Genomic DNA, 19,107 nt, shown 5'->3' on the forward strand with positions numbered 1-19,107 from the left:
AGCCTCGGACGTGAAAAGTGGATTTGCACTTTTGGGATCGATCCGATGCTCCGTTCATAGAGCAGCGCATCGTGCGGAAAACCGGATCCACTTTTCACTGGCGTGGCCCTTCGGGTCGCTGACGCGGCCCTCCGGGTCCGCACGAGGCGCTAAGGCGTCGGCTCACCTCAGTCCTTGTTGGAGCAGGCGAGCAGGCCCTCCAGGTCGATGTAATGCCCTGCGCGATCCCGCTTGGCGGCGAGATAGCTCACATTCTCCGCCGTCGGGCGCCCCAATACGCGGTGGTCGGAGATCACCTGTAGTCCCGCCTCGGAAAGCGCCTGGATCTTCTCCGGATTGTTGGTCATGAGCCGCACCGCGCTCACACCGAGCTTCTTCAACATCACGGCAGCGAAATCGAAACGACGCTGATCCGCCTCGAAGCCGAGGACTTCGTCGGCCTCGTAGGTGTCGTAGCCTTGGGACTGGAGCTTATAGGCGCGGATCTTGTTGGCGATGCCGTTCCCGCGTCCTTCCTGGTCGAGATAGAGCAGAATGCCGCCCTCAGAATTCGCCATGAAGCGCACGGTTTCGCGCAGCTGGTCGCCGCAATCGCATTTGAGGCTGCCGAAGAGGTCGCCCGTGAGGCAGGCGGAATGGAGCCGCACAGTCACGGGCTTGGAGAGATCCGGCTTGCCGACGATGATCGCCACCTGATCGCGCAATCCCTCGCCTCCGCGAAACACCACGAACTCGCTGGTGGGCGCACCTTCGAGCGGCACCGGCGCGCGGCTGACGAGGGAGAGATCCGCCGCCTTGGCGCGGCGATAGTCGCGAATGGCCGCGCCCGAGACACGCACAAGGGAGGAATCGATTTCGATCCCGTCAGACAGAGGCGCCACGATCACGGCGGGCAGAACCAGGGAGAGGCGGGCGAGCTCCAGCGCCTCCTCGTCCAGGCCGCAGGCTGGCCGGACCGGCGCGTCGATGCGGCTATCGAGTTTGAGGGCCAGAACCTCGATCCGCTCCCGCTCCACGACCGGCAGAGCCACACGACCGGGCACGTCCCGCTCGAGCCCCAGACGGCGCAGGCGCGCGGCCGGCAACACGAGATCGGCACGGCCGCCGGCCACGGCCCCGATCTCGGCAGCCCTGGCCTCGTCCAGATCCTCGACGCCGACCACGAGCGCGCTGCCTTCAGCCCCGTCGATCACGACGGGACGGGCGCTGCGAAACTCCATGATCGCCCGCTCGACTGAGGTCGTGGCGGGATTGTCGGACAGGCTTAAAGTGAGGCGCATCATCGATGAACTCAGGGAGAGGCCCTTTTCGCGATGGAGAATTTTGGGCACCTGGCCGCTTAAAGCCAAGCTTGCCGCATGGAGGCACCTTATCACAGGCGGGCTCGGAACTCTAATCCCAGAGAGGGCATGGCAGCCATCCCATCTCGACAGGCCCGCTCGACGGGGCCATTCAGCCGGGCTATCTGTGCCGTTCGATACGGCTCAGACGGTTTTCCCAGAGAGATGGTTTTGATGGTCCGCACGCTCCTCCCCCGGTTTCTCGCTCTCGGTTTCTTTGGCCTCACCTCCCTGGCGCAGGCCGCCACCCTCGACGGCTTGGCCGTTCAGGTCACCAATACGAGCGAGCCGGTGCTCTGCGCGGAAAAGGACAATGTGGCCGTGAATTTCGCCTCGCCCGAGGTGAAGAGCTTCAGGATCGAGGCCGTGCACCCGGCCTATATGGGCAGCCTGAAACAGGACCGCTGGGAGCCGGACTGGACGGCCTGCGAGGACATCTCGGAGGCGACCTCGACGAAGCCGCACCCGGTGATGCACACGCTCTACGAGGACGACCGGGTGCGCATCATGGGCCTGTCCTTCAGCGAGTTCTGGCGGCCGAGCGACACCACGGTGACGATCGGCGGCAAGGTTTCGCGCAACATCCACCTGCTGCAGCTTCTGAAGAAACACAAGGGCAAGGCGGAAGAGGTGATCGCCATGTATCCGGGCGACGGCTATTGGCGCATCAAGCCGTTGCCGCCGCAGCATCTGGAATGGACGGCCTATGGCTCGTCCTTCATCGTCGGCCCCGTGGAGTTCGATCAGCGCCCGGTGACAAACCTGAAAGATGTGGCTTTCGACCCCAAGACCATGAGCTTCACGCTCACCCTCGCCAAGGGCGGCAAAGCCCATGTGGCGGTGGCCAACCTCGATGAAGAGCGCATGACGCTCGACGTGAGCTTCGATCAGGCCGTCACCGGTGTGCCCTTCGCGACGCTGCGCTCCATGTATGTGACCGAGTTCAACGCGGACGTGGCGCGCATTGCTGTGCGTGAAGAAAAAGCGCGCTCCTGGCGCGAGGAGATGATCATGAATTTCCGCGACGCCATGGCGACGGATGCGTGGATGGGACGGCTCGTGCCCTCCCGTCACAACACCAGCGCACCGGATATGATGTTCAACCGTTTCCGCGCGGAGCCGGCCGTTTCGCGGTAAGAGCCGCTCACCTTTTTGCGCAGACCAGGAAAGTTGGGCGCAACGCGAACCCTCCTCCCCCTTGTGGGGAGGAGATGGAGGTGGGGGTGTCAGCGTCTCGTTCTGAAGACTTGGCGCTCACACCCAACCCTAGCGCGTCGTGCGGAACCGGAGGTCCGCGTCGTCCTCCCCTGTCATCACCGGCCTTGTGCCGGTGATCCCGATCTTTTGGAGCGCTGCGCCCTTCGCATCGGGATGGCCGGGACGAGCCCGGCCATGACGAAGGGAGAAGCATCGGACCCAAAAGTGCAGATCCACTTTTGGGTCCGATGCTTTAGCCCTCCTCACAAGGGGGAGGGAAAGCGCGCGTCTTGGTTTTGGTAAGGGTTCTGAAAGATCGGGCCATCGCAGCAGCAGGCCGCCCATCGATCAGCATGAGGCCTGCTGCAATCAGCGCCATGCCGGCCATGTGCCGCATCTCCAACGTCTCGCCGAGAAGCAGGACGCCGAAGAGAATGGCGCTGACGGGAATGAGAAACGTGACGAGGCCTACATTCGTCGCCCCCGCCCGTGCGAGCAGGCGGAAGAAGATGAGATAGGCGAATGCTGTCGAGACGAGCGCGAGCGCAAGAAGCGACAGAACGGCTGTGGTGCTCGGCTGGGCTAAGGTCCAGGGCCTGTCGACGATGAAGCTCACGGGCAGGAGAATGCAGCTCGATGCCGTGACCTGCCCGGCGGCCGCCACGAGCGGGGGAATGCCGAGTGTCTTGAAACGGCGCCCGAACACGCCGGAAAAGCCGTAGGACAATGCTGCGCCCAACACCGCAAGTTGTGCCAGCACATTGGTGTTCAGCGATGCGAGGGCAGCGGAGCCGATCATCACAGCGACGCCGATGAAGCCGACGATCACGCCGCCGAGGCGCGAGCCGGTGAGCTTTTCATCATTGGTCAGGTAATGCGCCACGACGACGGTGAAGAGCGGCGTGGTGGCGTTGAGGATCGAGGCAAGGCCGCTCGCGATGTGGCTCTGACCCCAGACGATCAGGCTGAAGGGAATCACGTTGTTGAGGATGCCCATGCCGAAAAAGGCGGCCCAGGCCTGACGCTCGCGTGGCAGGCGCATGCCCATGGCACGGAGCACGATCTGCAGGGCCAGGGCAGCCAAAGACACCCGCAGCGCCACAATGACGAGCGGCGGCAATTCCTTGACGGCCACGCCGACGAACAGGAAGGAGCCGCCCCAGATGACGGAGAGAAGGCCGAGCAGCGCCCAATCGGAGGCTGCGATGGTCTTTTGGATGGGCGCTTGCGTCATGAGGCTATCCCGAATGATCGGGACACCTCATGCCATGAGAGAGAGCCGTCCGCGACCCGATTTCTGTGATGAATGTCATCAGCAGGCCTGATCGTCGCCTGAGAGGCTGTTCAGAAGGTGAAGAGCGTGATTCCCTCCCTACTACGGATCTCGGGTGTTCCCGACTTGCGGTGGGAAGGGAATGAGGGTGGGGGTCGCAAAGTCAAAGCGTTGCGCCTCATCTAGAATGCATGAGGCCAATACACTGCGTCATGGCCGGGCGTGTCCCGGCCATCCCGAACAGGAAGAGTGCAACGCTTCGATCTATCGAGATCACCGGCTCAAGGCCGGTGATGACGTCGAGAGAACTGATTCCATTTCTCATCCGGTCAGGCCACCCCTACCCCTCCCCACAAGGGGAGAGGAAAGGAAGCGCCGTGGTTCATGAACCAGCCACTCAGGTCTTCATGGATGCAGAAAGATTTGATTTACGAAGATTGTGGATTGCTCCAGAACTTTACCGCTCGTTCATCCCTTGAGCCGAGGTTAGAGGCCTCACACGTCCCTGGAAGCCTCCAGCATGAACCCCCAGAGCTCTCACCACCCGTCCTACAGCGCCGGCGACCATCGTTATGGCCAAGCGCGCAGCTCCGTGCGGTCGAGCTTCTGCATCATGCCGCATACGCCAAGGCCCGAACGCAACGCCAGCTTCATCTTCGGCCGTTCGGATTCGCGCATCCGCCCGCTTCTGAACCAGGCGGAGCGGAACAGAATGCACCTCTGGTCCATGGTCATTGCGCTGGCCTCGTCGGCCGCCGGTACGGCCCTTCTGCTGACCGTTATCATGCGCTGACCTCTCTTCAACCGAGAGGCCAGAAGAACATGATCAGGGGCGTCCCTACCGCCACCACGATGATCGAGAGCGGCAGGCCAAGCCGCCAGTAATCGCCGAAGCGATAGCCGCCGGGACCCATCACCAGAGTATTGCACTGGTGGCCGATGGGCGTGAGGAAGTCGCAAGCAGCCCCTATCGCCACCGCCATCAGGAACGCATCGGGCCTGAAGCCGAGCTGCGTAGCAAAGCTCGCTGCGATGGGCGCCATCACGAGCACGGTCGCCGCATTGTTGAGGAACGGCGTCACCGCCATGGCCGCCACCATGATGAGCACGAGCGCGCCGGTGGGCGGCAGCATCTGCGCCGCCGATGACAGCCAGCCTGCGATCAGATCCGTGCCACCCGTGGTGCGGATGGATTCACTGACCGGGATGAGCGCGCCGAGCATCACGATGATCGGCCACTCGATCGTCTCGTAAGCCTCGCGCAGGGTGAGCGCTCCGAAGAGAACGAGCAGCACGCCAGCGCCGAAGAAAGCGATGGAAACAGGAAGCACGTTGAAGGCAACGAGCACCATCGTGACGCCGAGAATGGCGACAGGTACGAAGCTTCTGCGGGCATTGCCGAGACGGATCTCGCGCTCGGCCAATGGCAGGCAGCCGAGATCGCGCAATGTGTCCGGCAATTTCTTGAGATTACCCTGCAGCACGAGCACATCGCCGGGGCGCAAGGTGATGGTGCGGAGGCGTTCCTTGAAGCGCTCGCCGCTGCGGCTCACGGCGATGAGATTGACGCCGAAGCGCTCGTAAAGACCGATGCGCCCGGCAGACCAACCGGCGAGCACGGAACCTGGTCCGACGATGGCTTCGATGACACCGATCTCATCCGTTGCCTCATCGGTTTCAGGCTGGCGGTGCTCGCGACTGAGCTTGAGGCCCGCGCGTGCGACAGTGCTCTCGAGCGCCTCGGATTCGCCCTCCAGCATGAGAAGATCGTTCTCGCGGATCATGACATCGGGCAAGGGGCTGGAGCTGCGCGTCTCGTTGCGGATGATCGCCGCCACCTTCACCTCGCCATTGGCGAGCTTGTGCAGGTCTGCCACCGTCTGCCCCACGACGTCGGATTCAGGGATGACACGCGCCTCTGTCACGTAGTCCTTGATGTTGAGCGCCTCGTCCAGCGAGGCCGCGCCCTTGCGGCCCTTTGGCAGGAGACGATAGCCGAAAGCGAGAAACGCCACGCCCGCCAGCGCGATGCCGACGCCCACCGGCGTGAAGTCGAACATGCCGAAAGGCTCGCCCAAAAGCTCGCCTCTCACCCGCGACACGATGATGTTGGGCGAAGTGCCGACCAGCGTGACGATGCCGCCGAGCAGCGAGCCGAAAGCCATGGGCATGAGGAAGCTGGAAGGCAGCGTGTTCGTGCGTCGCGCGATCTGGAACGCCACGGGGATCATCATCGCGAGCGCGCCGATATTCTTCACGAAGGCGGAGAGCACCGTCACGGCCGTGACCAGCACGACCACCTGGCTCTGCTCGCTGCGCAGATAGGGCGCCGCCCGGTTGAGAGCGGCCTCCAGCACACCGGATTTCGCCACCGCTGCGCTCACCAGGAGCGCGCTTGCGACGATGATGACGATGTCGTCGCTGAATCCCGAGAACGCCTTGTCGGCGGGCACGATGCCGACCAGCACCGCCACCAGAAGCGCCATGACAGCGACGAGATCGTACCGGAAGCGTCCCCAGACGAAGAGCGCCATCATCCCGGCGACGATGGCGAAGGAGAGCATCTGCTGATGGGTCATGGAGGGTGCGCGAAAGAGGAAAACCTCGTTCCTAACGCGCGACCGCCCTTCTTTGTGCCCGGTCCGTGGCGCGGGAAAGCCTGCCTTACTGCCCCAGCACGAGAGCCCAGTAGCGGCCGTAGCGGTTGTTGGCATCGGCACGGGCAAAACCGATCCTGCTGGCCTGAGGCATCAGCAGATTGACGTTGTGGCCGGGAGAATTCTTCCACCGGCTGATGGTGCCATCAACGGAATCTGCCCCCGCCGAAAGGTTTTCGGCCGAGTAGCCGATGATGCCGAACTTATCCATGCGGCCCGCGAAATTGCCGTGGCTGAGCCTGCCGGCGGCCGCTACCACGCGCGCCTGGTATTCCGCCGCCTCGTTGAGCTTCGGATCGACCGTCACCGGGCTCAAGCCCCTGGAGACGCGGTAGGCGGAGATGAGCCTGGCGGCCTCCGCGGCATCCCTGGTGGAGCTGGCGAGAACGGCATCCCCATTGTTGAGCGACATATCGCCCGCGCAGCCCGCAAGCGCCAGAGCGATCAGGGCCGAGACGAAAAGAACACGCATTGATAATCCCCTTGGGGCGGCTTGAGACACCGCTCCTCTTGCAAAAAAGTCCCGTGGTGGTCATGTGGAAAAGCCACGACCCGCCGCGCTGAATGCCATGTCGAAGCGTGAGGGTCCAGACCATCCCGTTGTCCCTTTCCGCGTCAGCTGAGCGCATGTCCCTGCCCTCCTCTTCCCCTCAGGCCGCCATCATCGGCGGAGGCCCTGCCGGCCTGATCGCGGCGGAAGCTCTCGCGCGATCAGGCCTCGCGGTGACGGTCTACGACCGGATGCCCTCGGTCGGGCGCAAATTCATGATGGCCGGACGGGGCGGCCTGAACCTGACCCATTCCGAAGATTTCGAGCGATTCGTCACCCGCTACGCGGAGGCCGAACCGGTCTTGCGCCCCCTCATCGAAGCCTTCCGTCCGAAGGATCTGCGAGCCTGGTGCGAGGGTCTGGGAGAGGCAACCTTCGTGGGTTCGAGCGGACGCGTGTTCCCGAAGGCCTTCAAGGCCTCCCCTCTCCTGCGGGCCTGGCTGACGCGGCTGGAGGACTTAAGCGTGCGCTTTGCCCTGCGGCACACGTGGCAGGGCTGGGATGCGGAAGGAGCCCTGGTCTTCACCGATGCCGCAGGCCAGACCGTCACGACGAAGCCGGATGCGACCATCCTCGCTCTCGGTGGAGCGAGCTGGCCTCGACTCGGCTCGGACGGCTCCTGGGTCAGCATGCTTCAGGGCAAGGGCATCGCCGTCGCCCCCTTACGTCCGGCCAATATGGGCTTCACCCTGCCCTGGTCCGAGGTGATGCGCAGCCGCTTCGAGGGCGAGCCCCTGAAACGCATTGCCCTCGCCTTCGAGGGTGTGACGGTGAAGGGGGAAGCGATCATCACGGCGGATGGCATCGAAGGCGGCGCGGTCTATGCCCTCTCAAGGTCCCTGCGCAACGCCATCGAGCGACAGGGCAGCGCCAAGCTTCTCCTGGATCTGCGGCCCGACCTCTCCCTGGACGCCCTTGAGAAGCGCCTGAGCCTACCCCGCAAGGGCCAGTCCGCCTCCACCTTCCTGCGCAAGGCGGCGGGTTTGAGCCCCCTGGGCATCGCTACTTTACGCGAATCAGCGCCCCAATTGCCCGTGGAGCCCGAGGCTCTCGCCCGGCTCATCAAGGCCGTGCCCCTGACACTCACGGGCACGAAATCCTTGGGAAGGGCCATTTCCACAGCAGGCGGCGTGCCGTTCAGCGAATTGGACGAGCATCTCATGCTCAGGCGGATGCCGGGGGTCTTCGTGGCGGGCGAGATGCTGGACTGGGAGGCTCCGACCGGCGGCTACCTGCTCCAGGCCACCTTCGCCACCGGCATCGCGGCGGCCAAAGGCGTGCTTTCCTTCCTGAAGATTCCCGATGCCGCATTGACCTCGAATCCGTCATCGGTCACACGGCATCCGTGATCGACCCGCGCAAGATTCTCCACGACGTTTTCGGCTTTCCCTCCTTCCGCGAAGGACAGGAGGAGATCGTGCGCGCCGTTTTGTCCGGCGAGGACGTGCTCGCGATCATGCCGACGGGGGCGGGCAAGTCGCTCTGCTATCAGCTGCCGACCCTCGCCCGGGAAGGCCTGACCCTCGTGGTCTCGCCGCTCATCGCCCTCATGCGCGATCAGGTGGCGGCGCTGCGCCATTTCGGCATCGAGGCGGGAAGCCTCAACTCCGCCAACGACCCGGAGGAGAACCGCCGCGTGGTCGATGCGGTGCGCGACAGGCGCATGCGCATTCTCTATGCCTCGCCCGAGCGGCTGGCCAATACCGGAACCACCGAGTGGCTCGGCCGCTCCGGCGTGAACCTGCTTGCTATCGACGAGGCGCATTGCGTCTCGCAATGGGGCCACGATTTCCGCCCCGAATACGCCATGCTCGGCGACGTGCGCCGTCGTCTCGGCAATGTGCAGACCATCGCGCTCACCGCCACGGCCGACGTGGCAACGCGCGGCGACATCATGCATCGCCTGTTCGAGGAGGAGCCGCGCCTCTTCATCCACGGCTTCGACCGCCCGAATCTGCGTCTTGCCATGCAGGCGAAGGAGCATGCGCGGCGCCAGCTCTTTTCCTTCCTCGACAAGCACCGGCACGAGAGCGGCATCGTCTATTGCTCGTCGCGCGATGCCACCGAGAAGCTCGCCGACTCGTTGAGCCAGGCAGGCTATCGGGCGCTGCCCTATCACGCAGGCATGCACCAAGCCGAGCGCGCCAAGAATCAGGACATCTTCCTGCAGGAGGACGGCGTGGTGATGGTCGCCACCGTCGCTTTCGGCATGGGCATCGACAAGCCGGACGTGCGCTTCGTCGCGCATGCGGCCTTGCCGAAATCGATCGAGGCCTATTACCAGGAGATCGGCCGCGCGGGCCGCGATGGCGCACCCGCCGACACGCTGACCCTCTACGGCCTCGACGACATGCGCCTGCGCCGCCTCCAGATCGAGGACAGCGATGCGGCGGACGAGCAGAAGCGCGTGGAGCGCCAGCGCCTCAACGCGCTTGTCGCTTTGTGCGAGGCGCCGCGCTGCCGGCGTCAGACGCTTCTCGCCTATTTCGGCGAGGCCACCGAGCCCTGCGGCAATTGCGATCTGTGCATCGAAGGCGTCATGTCCTTCGACGGCACCATCGAGGCGCAGAAGATTCTCTCAGCCATCGTGCGCACCGGCGAGCGTTTCGGCACGGAGCATCTCATCAGCATTCTCGTGGGCGACGGGACGGAGGCGATCCTTCGCTTCGGTCACGACAAGCTCAAGACTTTCGGCGTCGGAAAGGACCGCTCCAAGAACGAATGGCGCTCGCTTCTGCGCCAGATCTACGCCGCCGGCCTCGTCGGCCTGGAGCTTGCCGAATACGGCCGCTGGACCCTGACCGACAAGGGCGTCGCCGTGCTCAAGGGCCAGGAGCGGATCGAGCTGCGATCCGACGTTCTCATGAAGCCTGCCGATCGTCGCCGCCGTCGTTCGCGCATCGAGGCAGAGGCCATCGTGCCCTCCGACGATCCGCTGCTCCTCGATCTCAAGGCGCTGCGCACGCGCCTGGCGAAGGAAGAGGGCGTGCCGGCCTATGTGATCTTCTCCGACCGCAGCCTCATCGACATGGCGGCGAAGCGCCCCACCACCGTGCGCGCCTTCGGCGAGATCCACGGTGTGGGTCAAGCCAAGCTCGATCGCTACGCGGATGCCTTCCTCGAAGTGCTGAAGGCACACGCGGCTTGAGGTTTGCCTGAGGAATTCTCACCCTGTCATGGCCGGGCTCGTCCCGGCCATCCCGTTTCTGAAGAACGCCGCGCCCCACCGCAGCGGGATCCCCGGGACGAGCCCGGGGATGACGGGTGAAGAGCCCTTCCGCTCACTATCCTCGTCATGGCATCCTCGTCATGGCCGGGCTTGTCCCGGCCATCTCGATCCGTAAAGCGCTGTGCTCAAAGACGTCGAGATCACCGGCACAAGGCCGGTGATGACGTGGAGAGATGCTCCTTAAGGCACCTGCTACCCGCCCGCCGCCACCTCAACCCAGCGCCCCTCATGCGCGCTGCGCGCCATGGCATCGACCGTTCGCTCGATGCGGATCCCGTCCTCGAACTCGATGAGATGCGCCTTCTCGCCCCCAATGCGCCGCATCAGCTCGCGGCATTCGATGATCTTCAGGTCGTTGAAGCCGAGGCCGTGACCGGGCGCGGGGATGAACCTGTCATAAGGCGGATGCTGCGGTCCGGTGAGGATCGTGCGGAAACCTTGCGTCTCTTTTAAGCCATCCACCGTATAAAGCTGCACTTCGTTCATGCGCTCCTGATCGTAGACGACGGTGCCTTTCGAACCGAAGATCTGCACGAAGATGCGGCCCTTGCGGCCCCAGGCGGAGCGGTTGAGCGCGAGCACGCCGGAAGCGCCGTTGTCCAGCTCCATCAGAACCGTCGCGATATCGTATGTCTCGACCTTACGACGCCCGCCACCCTGCACAGGACGGTCCGCGTAGGGCTTCGCCATGTGGCCGCACATGCGCCGCACACCGCCGAGCAGAGCGCGCAGGAGGCTCAAAGGATGAACGCCGAAATCGTCGAGCGCGCCATGGCCGGAAGACGCCTCGCTCTTCAAGGTGAAGAGATCCTCAGGATTGGCCATGAAATCCTCGTCCATCTCGAGGCGCACATGGTTCACCTCACCGATCCGTCCCTCTTCGAGAATGCGGCGGATCAGGCGCATGGCCGGGTTCTGGATGTAGTTGTAGCCAAGTGCCGCGACCCTGCCTGAGGCACGCGCGGCAGCCAGCATGCGCTCCGCATCCTCCAGCTTCGTGGCCATCGGCTTCTCGCACCAGATATGCTTCCCTGCTTCCAGCGCGGCAATCGCCATCTCGGGATGGAAGGCATTGGGCGTGGTGATCGAGACCACGTCGATATCGGGGTCGCTCACAAGCCTGCGCCAGTCACCGGTCGCACGCTCGAATCCGAGCTCCCGCGCCTTCCTCTCCGCGAGATCCTGCGAGGCCTCCGCCAGCACCGCAAGTCGTGGGCGGGGCACGTCGCCGAACACGGAAGCGACCGCGTTCCAGGCAAGCGCGTGGCACTTGCCCATGTAGCCCGTGCCGATGAGGCCGACGTTCAGAGACTTCATTCGCCATGCTCCTGGAAAGATAACAACTCATTGCTCTCACGTTGAGAGTCTCTCCCACGTCATGGCCGGGCTTGTCCCGGCCATCCCGATGATGAAAGACGCGGCGCTTCACGTCGTCGGGATCACCGGCACAAGGCCGGTGATGACGGGAGTGAACCAGTTCAACGTCTCACCCAGTCACTCCACCCTCATCCCCTATCCCTCCCGCAAGGGGGAGGGGAAAGGAGAGTTCAGTGCTTTCTGGATCATCCTTCGAGACGCAGACTTCGTCTGTTCCTCAGGATGAGGACAGTGCCTGCGATGCGCCTACACCATCCCGCCGAGTTCAGCCGAGACCGCCTGCAGTTCCTTGCCACCAGCCATGAGGTTCTGCAGCTCGTCGATGGCGATTTCGGACTTGGCGTAGGTGCCGAGCGTCTTGCCGCGGTTGAGCACCGTGAAACGGTCTCCCACCGCATAGGCATGACGCACGTTGTGCGTGATGAAGATCACGCCGAGGCCCTTCTGCCGCACCTGGTGGATGTATTTCAGCACCATGGAGGTCTGCGCGACGCCGAGCGCGGAGGTCGGCTCGTCAAGAATGAGTACCTTCGCGCCGAAATAGACCGCGCGGGCGATCGCCACGCATTGCCGCTCGCCGCCGGACAATGTCCCGACGGCCTGATGCGGATCGCGCACGTCGATGCCGATCTTGTGCATTTCCTCGCGGGTAACGGCGTCGCAATGGTCGAAGTCCACATGGCGGAACGGCCAGACGCCCCTCACCGGCTCGCGCCCCATGAAGAAGTTGCGCGTCACCGACATCAGCGGGATCATCGCGAGGTCCTGATAGACCGTGGCGATGCCGGCATCGAGCGCATCGCGTGGGCTTGAGAAGGTCACGTGCCGGCCTTCCACCAGGAACTCGCCCGAGGTCGGCTTGTGAACGCCGGAGAGCGTCTTGATCAGCGTCGACTTGCCCGCGCCGTTGTCGCCGAGCAGGCACATCACCTCGCCGCGATGGACGGAGAGCGAAACGCCCGAGAGCGCAATGACGGAGCCGAAATGCTTGACGAGGTTGCGGACCTCGATGAGCGGAGCTTGTGTTTCCATCAGCGCTCTCCCGTCACCTTGCGGCGGATGAAGTTGTTGAAGAGAACCGCCAGCAGCAGCATGGCCCCCAGGAAGACCTGGAACCAATCCGAGTCGAAGCGGGTATAGGTGAGGCCGATTGACACCATGCCGAAGATGATGGCGCCGAAGAACGCGCCGATGGCCGAGCCATAGCCGCCCGTGAGCAGGCAGCCGCCAATCACGGCCGCGATGATGGCCTCGAACTCCTTCTGGAAGCCGCGTCGCGCATCGGTCGAGCCCGCATCGAGCACGGTCAGGATGGCGACCAGCGCCGCCGCGCAGGCGGTGAGCATGAAGAGGCCGGTTTTCACGCGGTCCACCGGCACGCCGGAATTACGCGCCGCATTGGCGTCGCCGCCTGCCGCGAAGATCCAGTTGCCGGCGCGGGTGCGCAGCAGCACCCAGGTGGCGAGCAGCGCAAAGCCGATGAACCAGAGAATGGAAACCGGAACGCCAGTGACCGTGGGCGTCCCATTCGGGAACTTTGCGATGAGGTCATTGGCGGCGAGCCAGGAGAACAGACCCTCCAGCGCGGTCCCTGAGAAGATCTCGCGGACGAAATCCTCGTTGGATTGCGCGCCGATGCCGCGCATCTGCGTGGAGCCGCCGGTCGCCCATTTGAGACCCACGAGAGAAAGTCCGCGCAGGATGAAGAGGAAAGCGAGCGTGACGATGAAGGAGGGCAGCCGTGTGCGGATGACGAGCTGCCCGTTCAATCCACCGAGAATCGCCGCCACCACGAAGGTCGCCGCAATTGCCAGCAGAAGCGGCAAACCGCTGAGCGTCACGAAGGCGCCGAAGACGAGCCCCGTGAAGGCGACCATGGAACCGATGGAGAGATCGAACTCGCCGCCGATCATGAGCAGCGCCGCCGCGATGGCGAGAATGCCAAGCTGCGAAGCAGGCGAGAGAATGTTCATGATGCCCGCAAGCGTGAACATCGACGCATCGGCGGTGGAGAAAAAGAAAATCGCAACAAGGATCAGACCGGCGAGCGCGCCGAGTTCGGGGCGGCGCATGATCTTCGTCAGGAGGGAGACCTCCTTGAGGCGCTCGTCCTGAATCTTCTTGATGGCGGGAGCCGGAGACAAATCGGCGGTCGGCTGGGTGGTGTTCACCATGAGAGCCTCCCTTAAGAACCAGATGAAAAGGGGAAGCCCGCGATCCAGCGCGACCGCGGGCTCCGATGCGGCTTTAGCGAATGCCCTTTGCGGACAGCTCGATCACCTGATTGGCCTTCTCCTTCGTGATCAGGTTCGGGCCGGAAGGCACGTTGCCGCCGGGCATCAAGCCGTATTTCGTGTTGAGAGCGAGGAACGCCACAGGCAGATAGCCCTGCAGATATTGCTGCTGATCGATGGCGAAGACCGCCTCCCCCGATGCCACGGACTTGAGGAAGTTTGCGGAAAGATCAAACGTGGCGACGCGCACGGCACCCGTCTTGCCGGCATCCTTCACAGCCGCGACCGTCGGCTCGCCCGCCGTGCCCGCGCCAAGCGCCAGGACCGTATCGACTGAAGCATCGGCCGCAAGCGCCGCCTTCACCTTGGCGCGCACATCCGCCGGATCGTTCGTGACCGGCAGCACGGTGACCTTGCCGCCGAAGCCTTCGGTGAAGCCCTTGCAGCGCAGATCGAGCGAAACGTTGCCGACTTCCTGGTTCACGCACAGGCCGACCTTGCCGCCCATTTCCTTCAGCTTGGCGCCGGCAATGCGTCCGGCCTCAACTTCGTCCTGGCCCACATGGAGCATCGCGCCGAGCTTCTTCGACACATCGGAGCCGGAATTCATGGAGATCACCGGAATACCGGCGGCCACCGCTTTCTGGATCGACGCAGTGAGCGCCGAAGCATCGGGGATCGAAACGACGAGGCCCGCGGGCTTCTGATTCACGGCCGCATCGATGAGCTGGCTCATGGCCACCATGTCGAAGGTCTCGGGCGCCCGGTAATCGACCTGAACCTTCATGTCCTGGCCGGCGGCTGTCACGCCGTTCTTGACCACGGACCAGAACGGGTCGTTGGCTTGGCCGTGGGTGACCACGATGATGCGGCCGCTCTGTTGGGCGGCCACAGGGGCGGCGGCTGCGACGGTCAAGGCTGCGGCGGCAACGAGACCGGTAACGATCGACTTCATTTGTTTCCTCCCAAAAGGGTTCTCACTCGAGCACCGCCGCCGGAAATCCGGGTGCGGTCGAAGCTGCGGCCTCACACGCCGCCCATGAGTTTGCAGAGGATCAACAAATGACTCGGAACCCGAATCACCCTCTTCTATGCGCTTCCTCTGCCGCTCCAGTCGTCCACAATAATGGAACGCCAGAACCTTTTTGTTTATAGAGTAGAATATTCATTCCATTTTCTGTGGATCGGTGTCAAGGTCCTCATCTGATATTCAGGGTAGACGCATGGAGACCGGGAAAAGCACGGAAGCGGCAGAAACTGCCACAGAAGCGCCAGAGGATTACGAAGGCCTGCGGACGCTGCTGCTCAGCCGCCGGGAGACGATGCCGAAGCGCCTCAAGCAGCTCGCGGCCTTCGCCATAGAGCACCCTGAGGAAGTGGCCTTCGGCACGGTGGCCGGCATTGCCGAGCATGCCGGTGTTCAGCCTTCCACATTGGTGCGCTTTGCCAAGAGCCTCGGCTATGACGGCTTCTCTCATCTCCAGCAGATCTTTCGCGACCGCCTGCGCGAACGCTTTCCTGATTACCGTGAGCGCCTGCGCGTCTTGCGCAACCTGGAAGGCGACCACGTTCATGCCGCGTCGCTTCTCGAAGGCTTTGCCAATGCGGCCACGATCTCGCTTGAAAAGATGCGCGAGTCGGTGCGCCCGGAGGAACTCTCCCGCGCCATCGAGACCCTGGCGAAGGCCGATACGATCTATCTTCTCGGCGCGCGCCGGGTATTTCCGATTGCTGCCTATTGCGCCTATGCCTTCGGGAAGCTCGGCGTGCGCGCAATCCTGATCGATCATGTGGCGCAGCTCGGGCCCGAGCAGCTCGCAACCGCCACCGAGCGCGATGCGGTTCTCGCCATCAGCTTCACGCCTTATGCGCCGGTGACCGCCGATCTCGCGGCAGCCGCCGCGCGGAACAACATTCCGGTCGTGGCGATCACGGATTCGGCCTTCAGCCCGCTGGTTTCAAGCGCCGATGTGTGGCTCGAAGTGGCGGAAGCGGACTTTGGCGCCTTCCGCTCCCTCTCTGCATCCTTCGCCCTCGCCATGGCGCTCGCCGTCGGCACTGCGGAGAAGCGGGCGGAAAGCTGACCAGCATGTCATCCCGGACGGCGTAGCCGATCCGGGATCGCTCAGAATGAAGCGCCATCTCGTGGAACGATCCCGGGTTCTGCTTCGCAGCCCCTGGATGACGCCTGCGATCAAACCCTCACCGGCTTTCCGGTCTGTGCCGACTCGGTCGCCGCATCCGCCAAGCGCTGGGCCATGAGACCGTCGCGCCCCGTGGGATTGCAAGGTTTGCCGTCTCGGATCGCATTCAGAAACGTGGTCAGCTCGTCGCGATAGGCTTCCGCATAGCGCTCCAGGAAGAAGTCCTGCACCGGATCGGCGGTGATGCCGGAAGCATTTGCCACTTCCACCGTGGTGCGGTGGATGTTGCCCGCGCGGATCATGCCCTTCGAGCCATGCACCTCGATCCGCTGATCGTAGCCGTAAGTGGCGCGGCGGGAGTTCGAGATCTGCACGATGCGGCCCTTGGCCGTCTTCAGCATCACGGCCGCCGTGTCCACGTCGCCCGCTTCGCCGATGGCCGGGTCCACGAGGGAAGAGCCGACCGCGTGCACTTCCACCGGTTCGTCGCCGAGCAGCAGGAAGCGCGCCATGTCGAGATCGTGGATCATCATGTCCCGGAACAGGCCGCCGGACGTCTTGATGTAGCTCACCGGCGGCGGGCCGGGATCGCGGGAGAGAATTGTCACGAGTTCCACCTCGCCCACTTCGCCGTCAGCGAGTCGACGGCGCAAGGAGGCGAAATTCGGATCGAAGCGTCGGTTGAAGCCGATCATCAGCGGCGTACCGGCCTTCTCGACCGTGGCAAGGCAGGTCTCGATTCGGGCACTCGAAAGGTCAACCGGCTTTTCGCAGAACACGGCCTTACCGGCCTTCGCACCACGCTCGATGAGATCGGCGTGGGTCGTGGTCGGCGTGCAGACGAGAATGGCGTCCACATCGGAGCGCTCGACGATCGAATCGAGAGGCGCGACTTCCGCGCCAGTCTCCGCTGCCAGAGCCTCGGCGGCGGGAGCATGCGGATCGGCGACCGCAACGAGGCGGGCGTCGGGATGGTTGGCGGCGTTGCGCCCGTGAATACGGCCGATGCGGCCAGCGCCCAGAACGGCGATCCTGATCATGCTTCCTCCGAAGTGTTTTGCCGGCTATTGGGAAATTTAGAATTGCTATTCCAGCATAAGATGCTAATAGAATAAACGTTCTATGACTGCAAGGGCCCGAAGGCGGCTCAGGCACGGTCTCTCGAGAAGACCGGCAGCGGGAGGAATAGCATGAAGCCAGCCCTGGATGTGATCACCATCGGCCGCGCCTCGGTCGATCTCTACGGCCAGCAGGTGGGTGGGCGGCTGGAGGACATGGCCTCCTTCTCCAAGGCGGTCGGCGGGTGTCCTGCGAACATCGCCATCGGCACGGCGCGGCTCGGCCTCAAATCGGGCCTCATCACTCGGGTCGGCGACGAAGCCATGGGCCGATTCATCCGCGAGCAGATGGAGCGCGAAGGCGTTGCCACCCAAGGGATCATCACGGATAAGCAACGCCTCACCGCTCTCGCGATCCTCGGCGTGCGGGACGAGGATTCCTTCCCGCTCATCTTCTATCGTGCCGATTGCGCCGACATGGCGCTCTCCGAGGATGATATCGACGAGAGCTTCGTTGCCTCTGCCTCGGCGATCGTCGTCACCGGCACGCATTTTTCCCGTGAGAACACCGCCGCTGCGCAGAAGAAGGCCATCCGCATTGCGAAGGCGAATGGCCGGAAGGTGGTATTCGATGTGGATTACCGCCCTAATCTCTGGGGCCTCCTCGGCCACGGTGCCGGCGAGTCGCGTTACGTGCGCTCGGATACCGTCACCGAACACCTCAAGCCCATCCTCGCCGAGTGCGATCTCATCGTCGGCACGGAAGAGGAGCTTCACATCGCGGGGGGCTCGGAGAATACGCTTGCGGCGATCCGCGCCATCCGCTCGATCTCGAAAGCCGCCATCGTATGCAAGCGCGGCCCCATGGGCTGCATTGTGTTCCCCGGTGACATCCCTGCCTCGCTCGATGACGGTGTGAAGGGCCCCGGCTTTCCCGTCGAGGTCTACAATGTGCTGGGCGCAGGTGATGCCTTTCTCTCCGGTTTCTTACGCGGCTGGCTGCGGGACGAGAAACTCGAAACCTGCTGCGCCTATGCCAATGCGAGCGGCGCCTTCGCCGTGTCGCGTCTCCTCTGCTCGCCCGAGATCCCGACCTTCCCTGAGTTGCAGCATTTCCTCAAAGAGGGAAGTCGTCATAAGGCTCTTCGTTTCGACGAAACGATCAACCACATCCATTGGGCGACGACGCGCCGGCCTCGATCCGACACGCTCATGGCGTTCGCCATCGATCACCGCATGCAGCTGGAAGCGATGGCGAAGGAAGTGGGCGCTTCGATCGAGCGCATTCCCGACTTCAAGGTCCTTGCCGTGCAGGCGGCTGCCAAAGTGGCGGATGGCCGTCCTGGCTTCGGCATGCTGATCGACGGCACCTATGGCCGCGAAGCTTTGTTCCGCGCGGCCGACCATCCGTTCTGGATCGGTCGCCCCGTCGAACTGCCCGGCTCGCGTCCGCTCGATTTCGAAGACGGCGGCAGCATCGGCGCGCAGCTCGTGGAATGGCCAGTGGGTCACACCATCAAATGCCTGTGTTTCTATCATCCCGACGATCCGCCGGACCTTAAAGCACGCCAGGAACGCGAGCTTTTGCGCATCCACGACGCCGCGCGCCGCATCGGCCGTGAGCTCTTGATCGAGATCATCGCGGGCAAGCACGGTGCGCTGAAAACCGATACGGTCGCCAGCATCGTCCAGCATCTCTACGATCTCGGCATCAAGCCGGATTGGTGGAAGCTCGAGCCCCAGCAGGACAAATCGGCCTGGAAGGCCATCGGCGAGGTGATCACCAGGAACGATCCGTATTGCCGCGGCATCGTGCTGCTTGGCCTCGAAGCACCGGAGGATGAGCTTGAAGCCGCCTTCGCCGCTGCGGCCAGCGAGCCTCAGGTGAAAGGTTTCGCGGTGGGCCGCACCATCTTCAACGAGGCCGCGCGCCGCTGGCTGAAGGGCGAGATCTCGGACGAAGCCGCCATTGCCGATATGGCAGGCCGCTTCCAGCGTCTCGTCGATGCCTGGCAGCGCGTGTCCGGCCAGGCGAAAGCCGCCTGAGA

At 63.7% G+C, this 19,107-nt stretch carries 15 protein-coding genes; 6 read left to right on the forward strand and 9 right to left on the reverse strand.

Features of this window, described 5'->3' with window-relative positions; all coding sequences use genetic code 11:
* Positions 1-167 precede the first annotated feature (167 nt).
* Complete coding sequence (gene ribA, locus DC522_RS11520; protein ID WP_116528885.1) at positions 168-1,280, reverse strand: GTP cyclohydrolase II RibA; 1,113 nt, start codon at positions 1,278-1,280, stop codon at positions 168-170.
* A 234-nt stretch (positions 1,281-1,514) separates the two neighbouring features.
* Here ribA and DC522_RS11525 point away from each other — a divergent pair, with 234 nt between their 5' ends.
* Positions 1,515-2,477: a hypothetical protein gene (locus tag DC522_RS11525; protein ID WP_116528856.1), complete on the forward strand. Its 963-nt coding sequence runs from the start codon at positions 1,515-1,517 to the stop codon at positions 2,475-2,477.
* A 313-nt stretch (positions 2,478-2,790) separates the two neighbouring features.
* Here the strand turns inward: DC522_RS11525 and DC522_RS11530 are convergent, their stop codons facing one another.
* On the reverse strand, positions 2,791-3,771 hold the full coding sequence (locus DC522_RS11530) for a DMT family transporter (RefSeq protein ID WP_116528857.1): 981 nt from the start codon (positions 3,769-3,771) through the stop codon (positions 2,791-2,793).
* 559 nt (positions 3,772-4,330) lie between these two features.
* On the opposite strand from DC522_RS11530, the gene DC522_RS11535 reads away from it, so the two are divergent.
* Positions 4,331-4,603, forward strand: a complete 273-nt coding sequence (locus tag DC522_RS11535) for a hypothetical protein (protein WP_116528858.1) — start codon at positions 4,331-4,333, stop codon at positions 4,601-4,603.
* A 7-nt stretch (positions 4,604-4,610) separates the two neighbouring features.
* Here DC522_RS11535 and DC522_RS11540 read toward each other — a convergent pair whose 3' ends face one another.
* On the reverse strand, positions 4,611-6,389 hold the full coding sequence (locus tag DC522_RS11540) for an SLC13 family permease (protein ID WP_116528859.1): 1,779 nt from the start codon (positions 6,387-6,389) through the stop codon (positions 4,611-4,613).
* An 85-nt stretch (positions 6,390-6,474) separates the two neighbouring features.
* On the reverse strand, positions 6,475-6,939 hold the full coding sequence (locus DC522_RS11545; protein ID WP_116528860.1) for a CAP domain-containing protein: 465 nt from the start codon (positions 6,937-6,939) through the stop codon (positions 6,475-6,477).
* A gap of 155 nt (positions 6,940-7,094) precedes the next feature.
* Here DC522_RS11545 and DC522_RS11550 point away from each other — a divergent pair, with 155 nt between their 5' ends.
* Both DC522_RS11550 and recQ read left to right on the forward strand, forming a co-directional pair.
* Positions 7,095-8,366 carry a TIGR03862 family flavoprotein gene (locus DC522_RS11550; RefSeq protein WP_116528861.1) on the forward strand — a complete coding sequence of 424 codons (1,272 nt, stop codon included), beginning with the start codon at positions 7,095-7,097 and terminating at the stop codon, positions 8,364-8,366.
* Positions 8,363-10,165 carry a DNA helicase RecQ gene (gene recQ, locus DC522_RS11555; RefSeq protein WP_116528862.1) on the forward strand — a complete coding sequence of 601 codons (1,803 nt, stop codon included), beginning with the start codon at positions 8,363-8,365 and terminating at the stop codon, positions 10,163-10,165. Before DC522_RS11550 ends, recQ begins: the two co-directional genes overlap by 4 nt.
* 273 nt (positions 10,166-10,438) lie before the next feature.
* Here the strand turns inward: recQ and DC522_RS11560 are convergent, their stop codons facing one another.
* From DC522_RS11560 to DC522_RS11580, 4 genes are all read right to left on the reverse strand, one after another.
* Positions 10,439-11,563: a Gfo/Idh/MocA family protein gene (locus DC522_RS11560; protein WP_116528863.1), complete on the reverse strand. Its 1,125-nt coding sequence runs from the start codon at positions 11,561-11,563 to the stop codon at positions 10,439-10,441.
* 306 nt (positions 11,564-11,869) lie between these two features.
* Positions 11,870-12,655, reverse strand: a complete 786-nt coding sequence (locus DC522_RS11570; protein WP_116528865.1) for an ATP-binding cassette domain-containing protein — start codon at positions 12,653-12,655, stop codon at positions 11,870-11,872.
* Positions 12,655-13,797 (reverse strand): ABC transporter permease, encoded by a 1,143-nt coding sequence (locus DC522_RS11575; RefSeq protein ID WP_245444096.1) that lies wholly within the window; start codon positions 13,795-13,797, stop codon positions 12,655-12,657. The genes DC522_RS11570 and DC522_RS11575 overlap by 1 nt, the downstream gene beginning before the upstream one ends.
* 73 nt (positions 13,798-13,870) lie before the next feature.
* Positions 13,871-14,812, reverse strand: a complete 942-nt coding sequence (locus DC522_RS11580) for a sugar ABC transporter substrate-binding protein (RefSeq protein WP_116528866.1) — start codon at positions 14,810-14,812, stop codon at positions 13,871-13,873.
* A 268-nt stretch (positions 14,813-15,080) separates the two neighbouring features.
* Between DC522_RS11580 and DC522_RS11585 the strand changes: the two genes are divergently transcribed.
* Positions 15,081-15,941, forward strand: coding sequence for a MurR/RpiR family transcriptional regulator (locus tag DC522_RS11585; RefSeq protein WP_116528867.1), 861 nt, complete (start codon positions 15,081-15,083; stop codon positions 15,939-15,941).
* Between the two features lie 110 nt (positions 15,942-16,051).
* Here the strand turns inward: DC522_RS11585 and iolG are convergent, their stop codons facing one another.
* The gene (gene iolG / locus DC522_RS11590; RefSeq protein WP_116528868.1) at positions 16,052-17,041 is read right to left on the reverse strand and encodes an inositol 2-dehydrogenase; all 990 of its coding nucleotides are present in this window, start codon (positions 17,039-17,041) and stop codon (positions 16,052-16,054) included.
* 150 nt (positions 17,042-17,191) lie between these two features.
* Between iolG and iolC the strand changes: the two genes are divergently transcribed.
* Entirely contained in the window at positions 17,192-19,105 is a 1,914-nt protein-coding gene (gene iolC, locus DC522_RS11595) for a 5-dehydro-2-deoxygluconokinase (protein WP_116528869.1), read from the forward strand.
* The last annotated feature ends 2 nt before the right edge of the window (positions 19,106-19,107 follow it).

Origin of the sequence: Microvirga sp. KLBC 81 (assembly GCF_003075415.1) — a bacterium.
Taxonomy (GTDB): Bacteria; Pseudomonadota; Alphaproteobacteria; order Rhizobiales; family Beijerinckiaceae; genus Microvirga.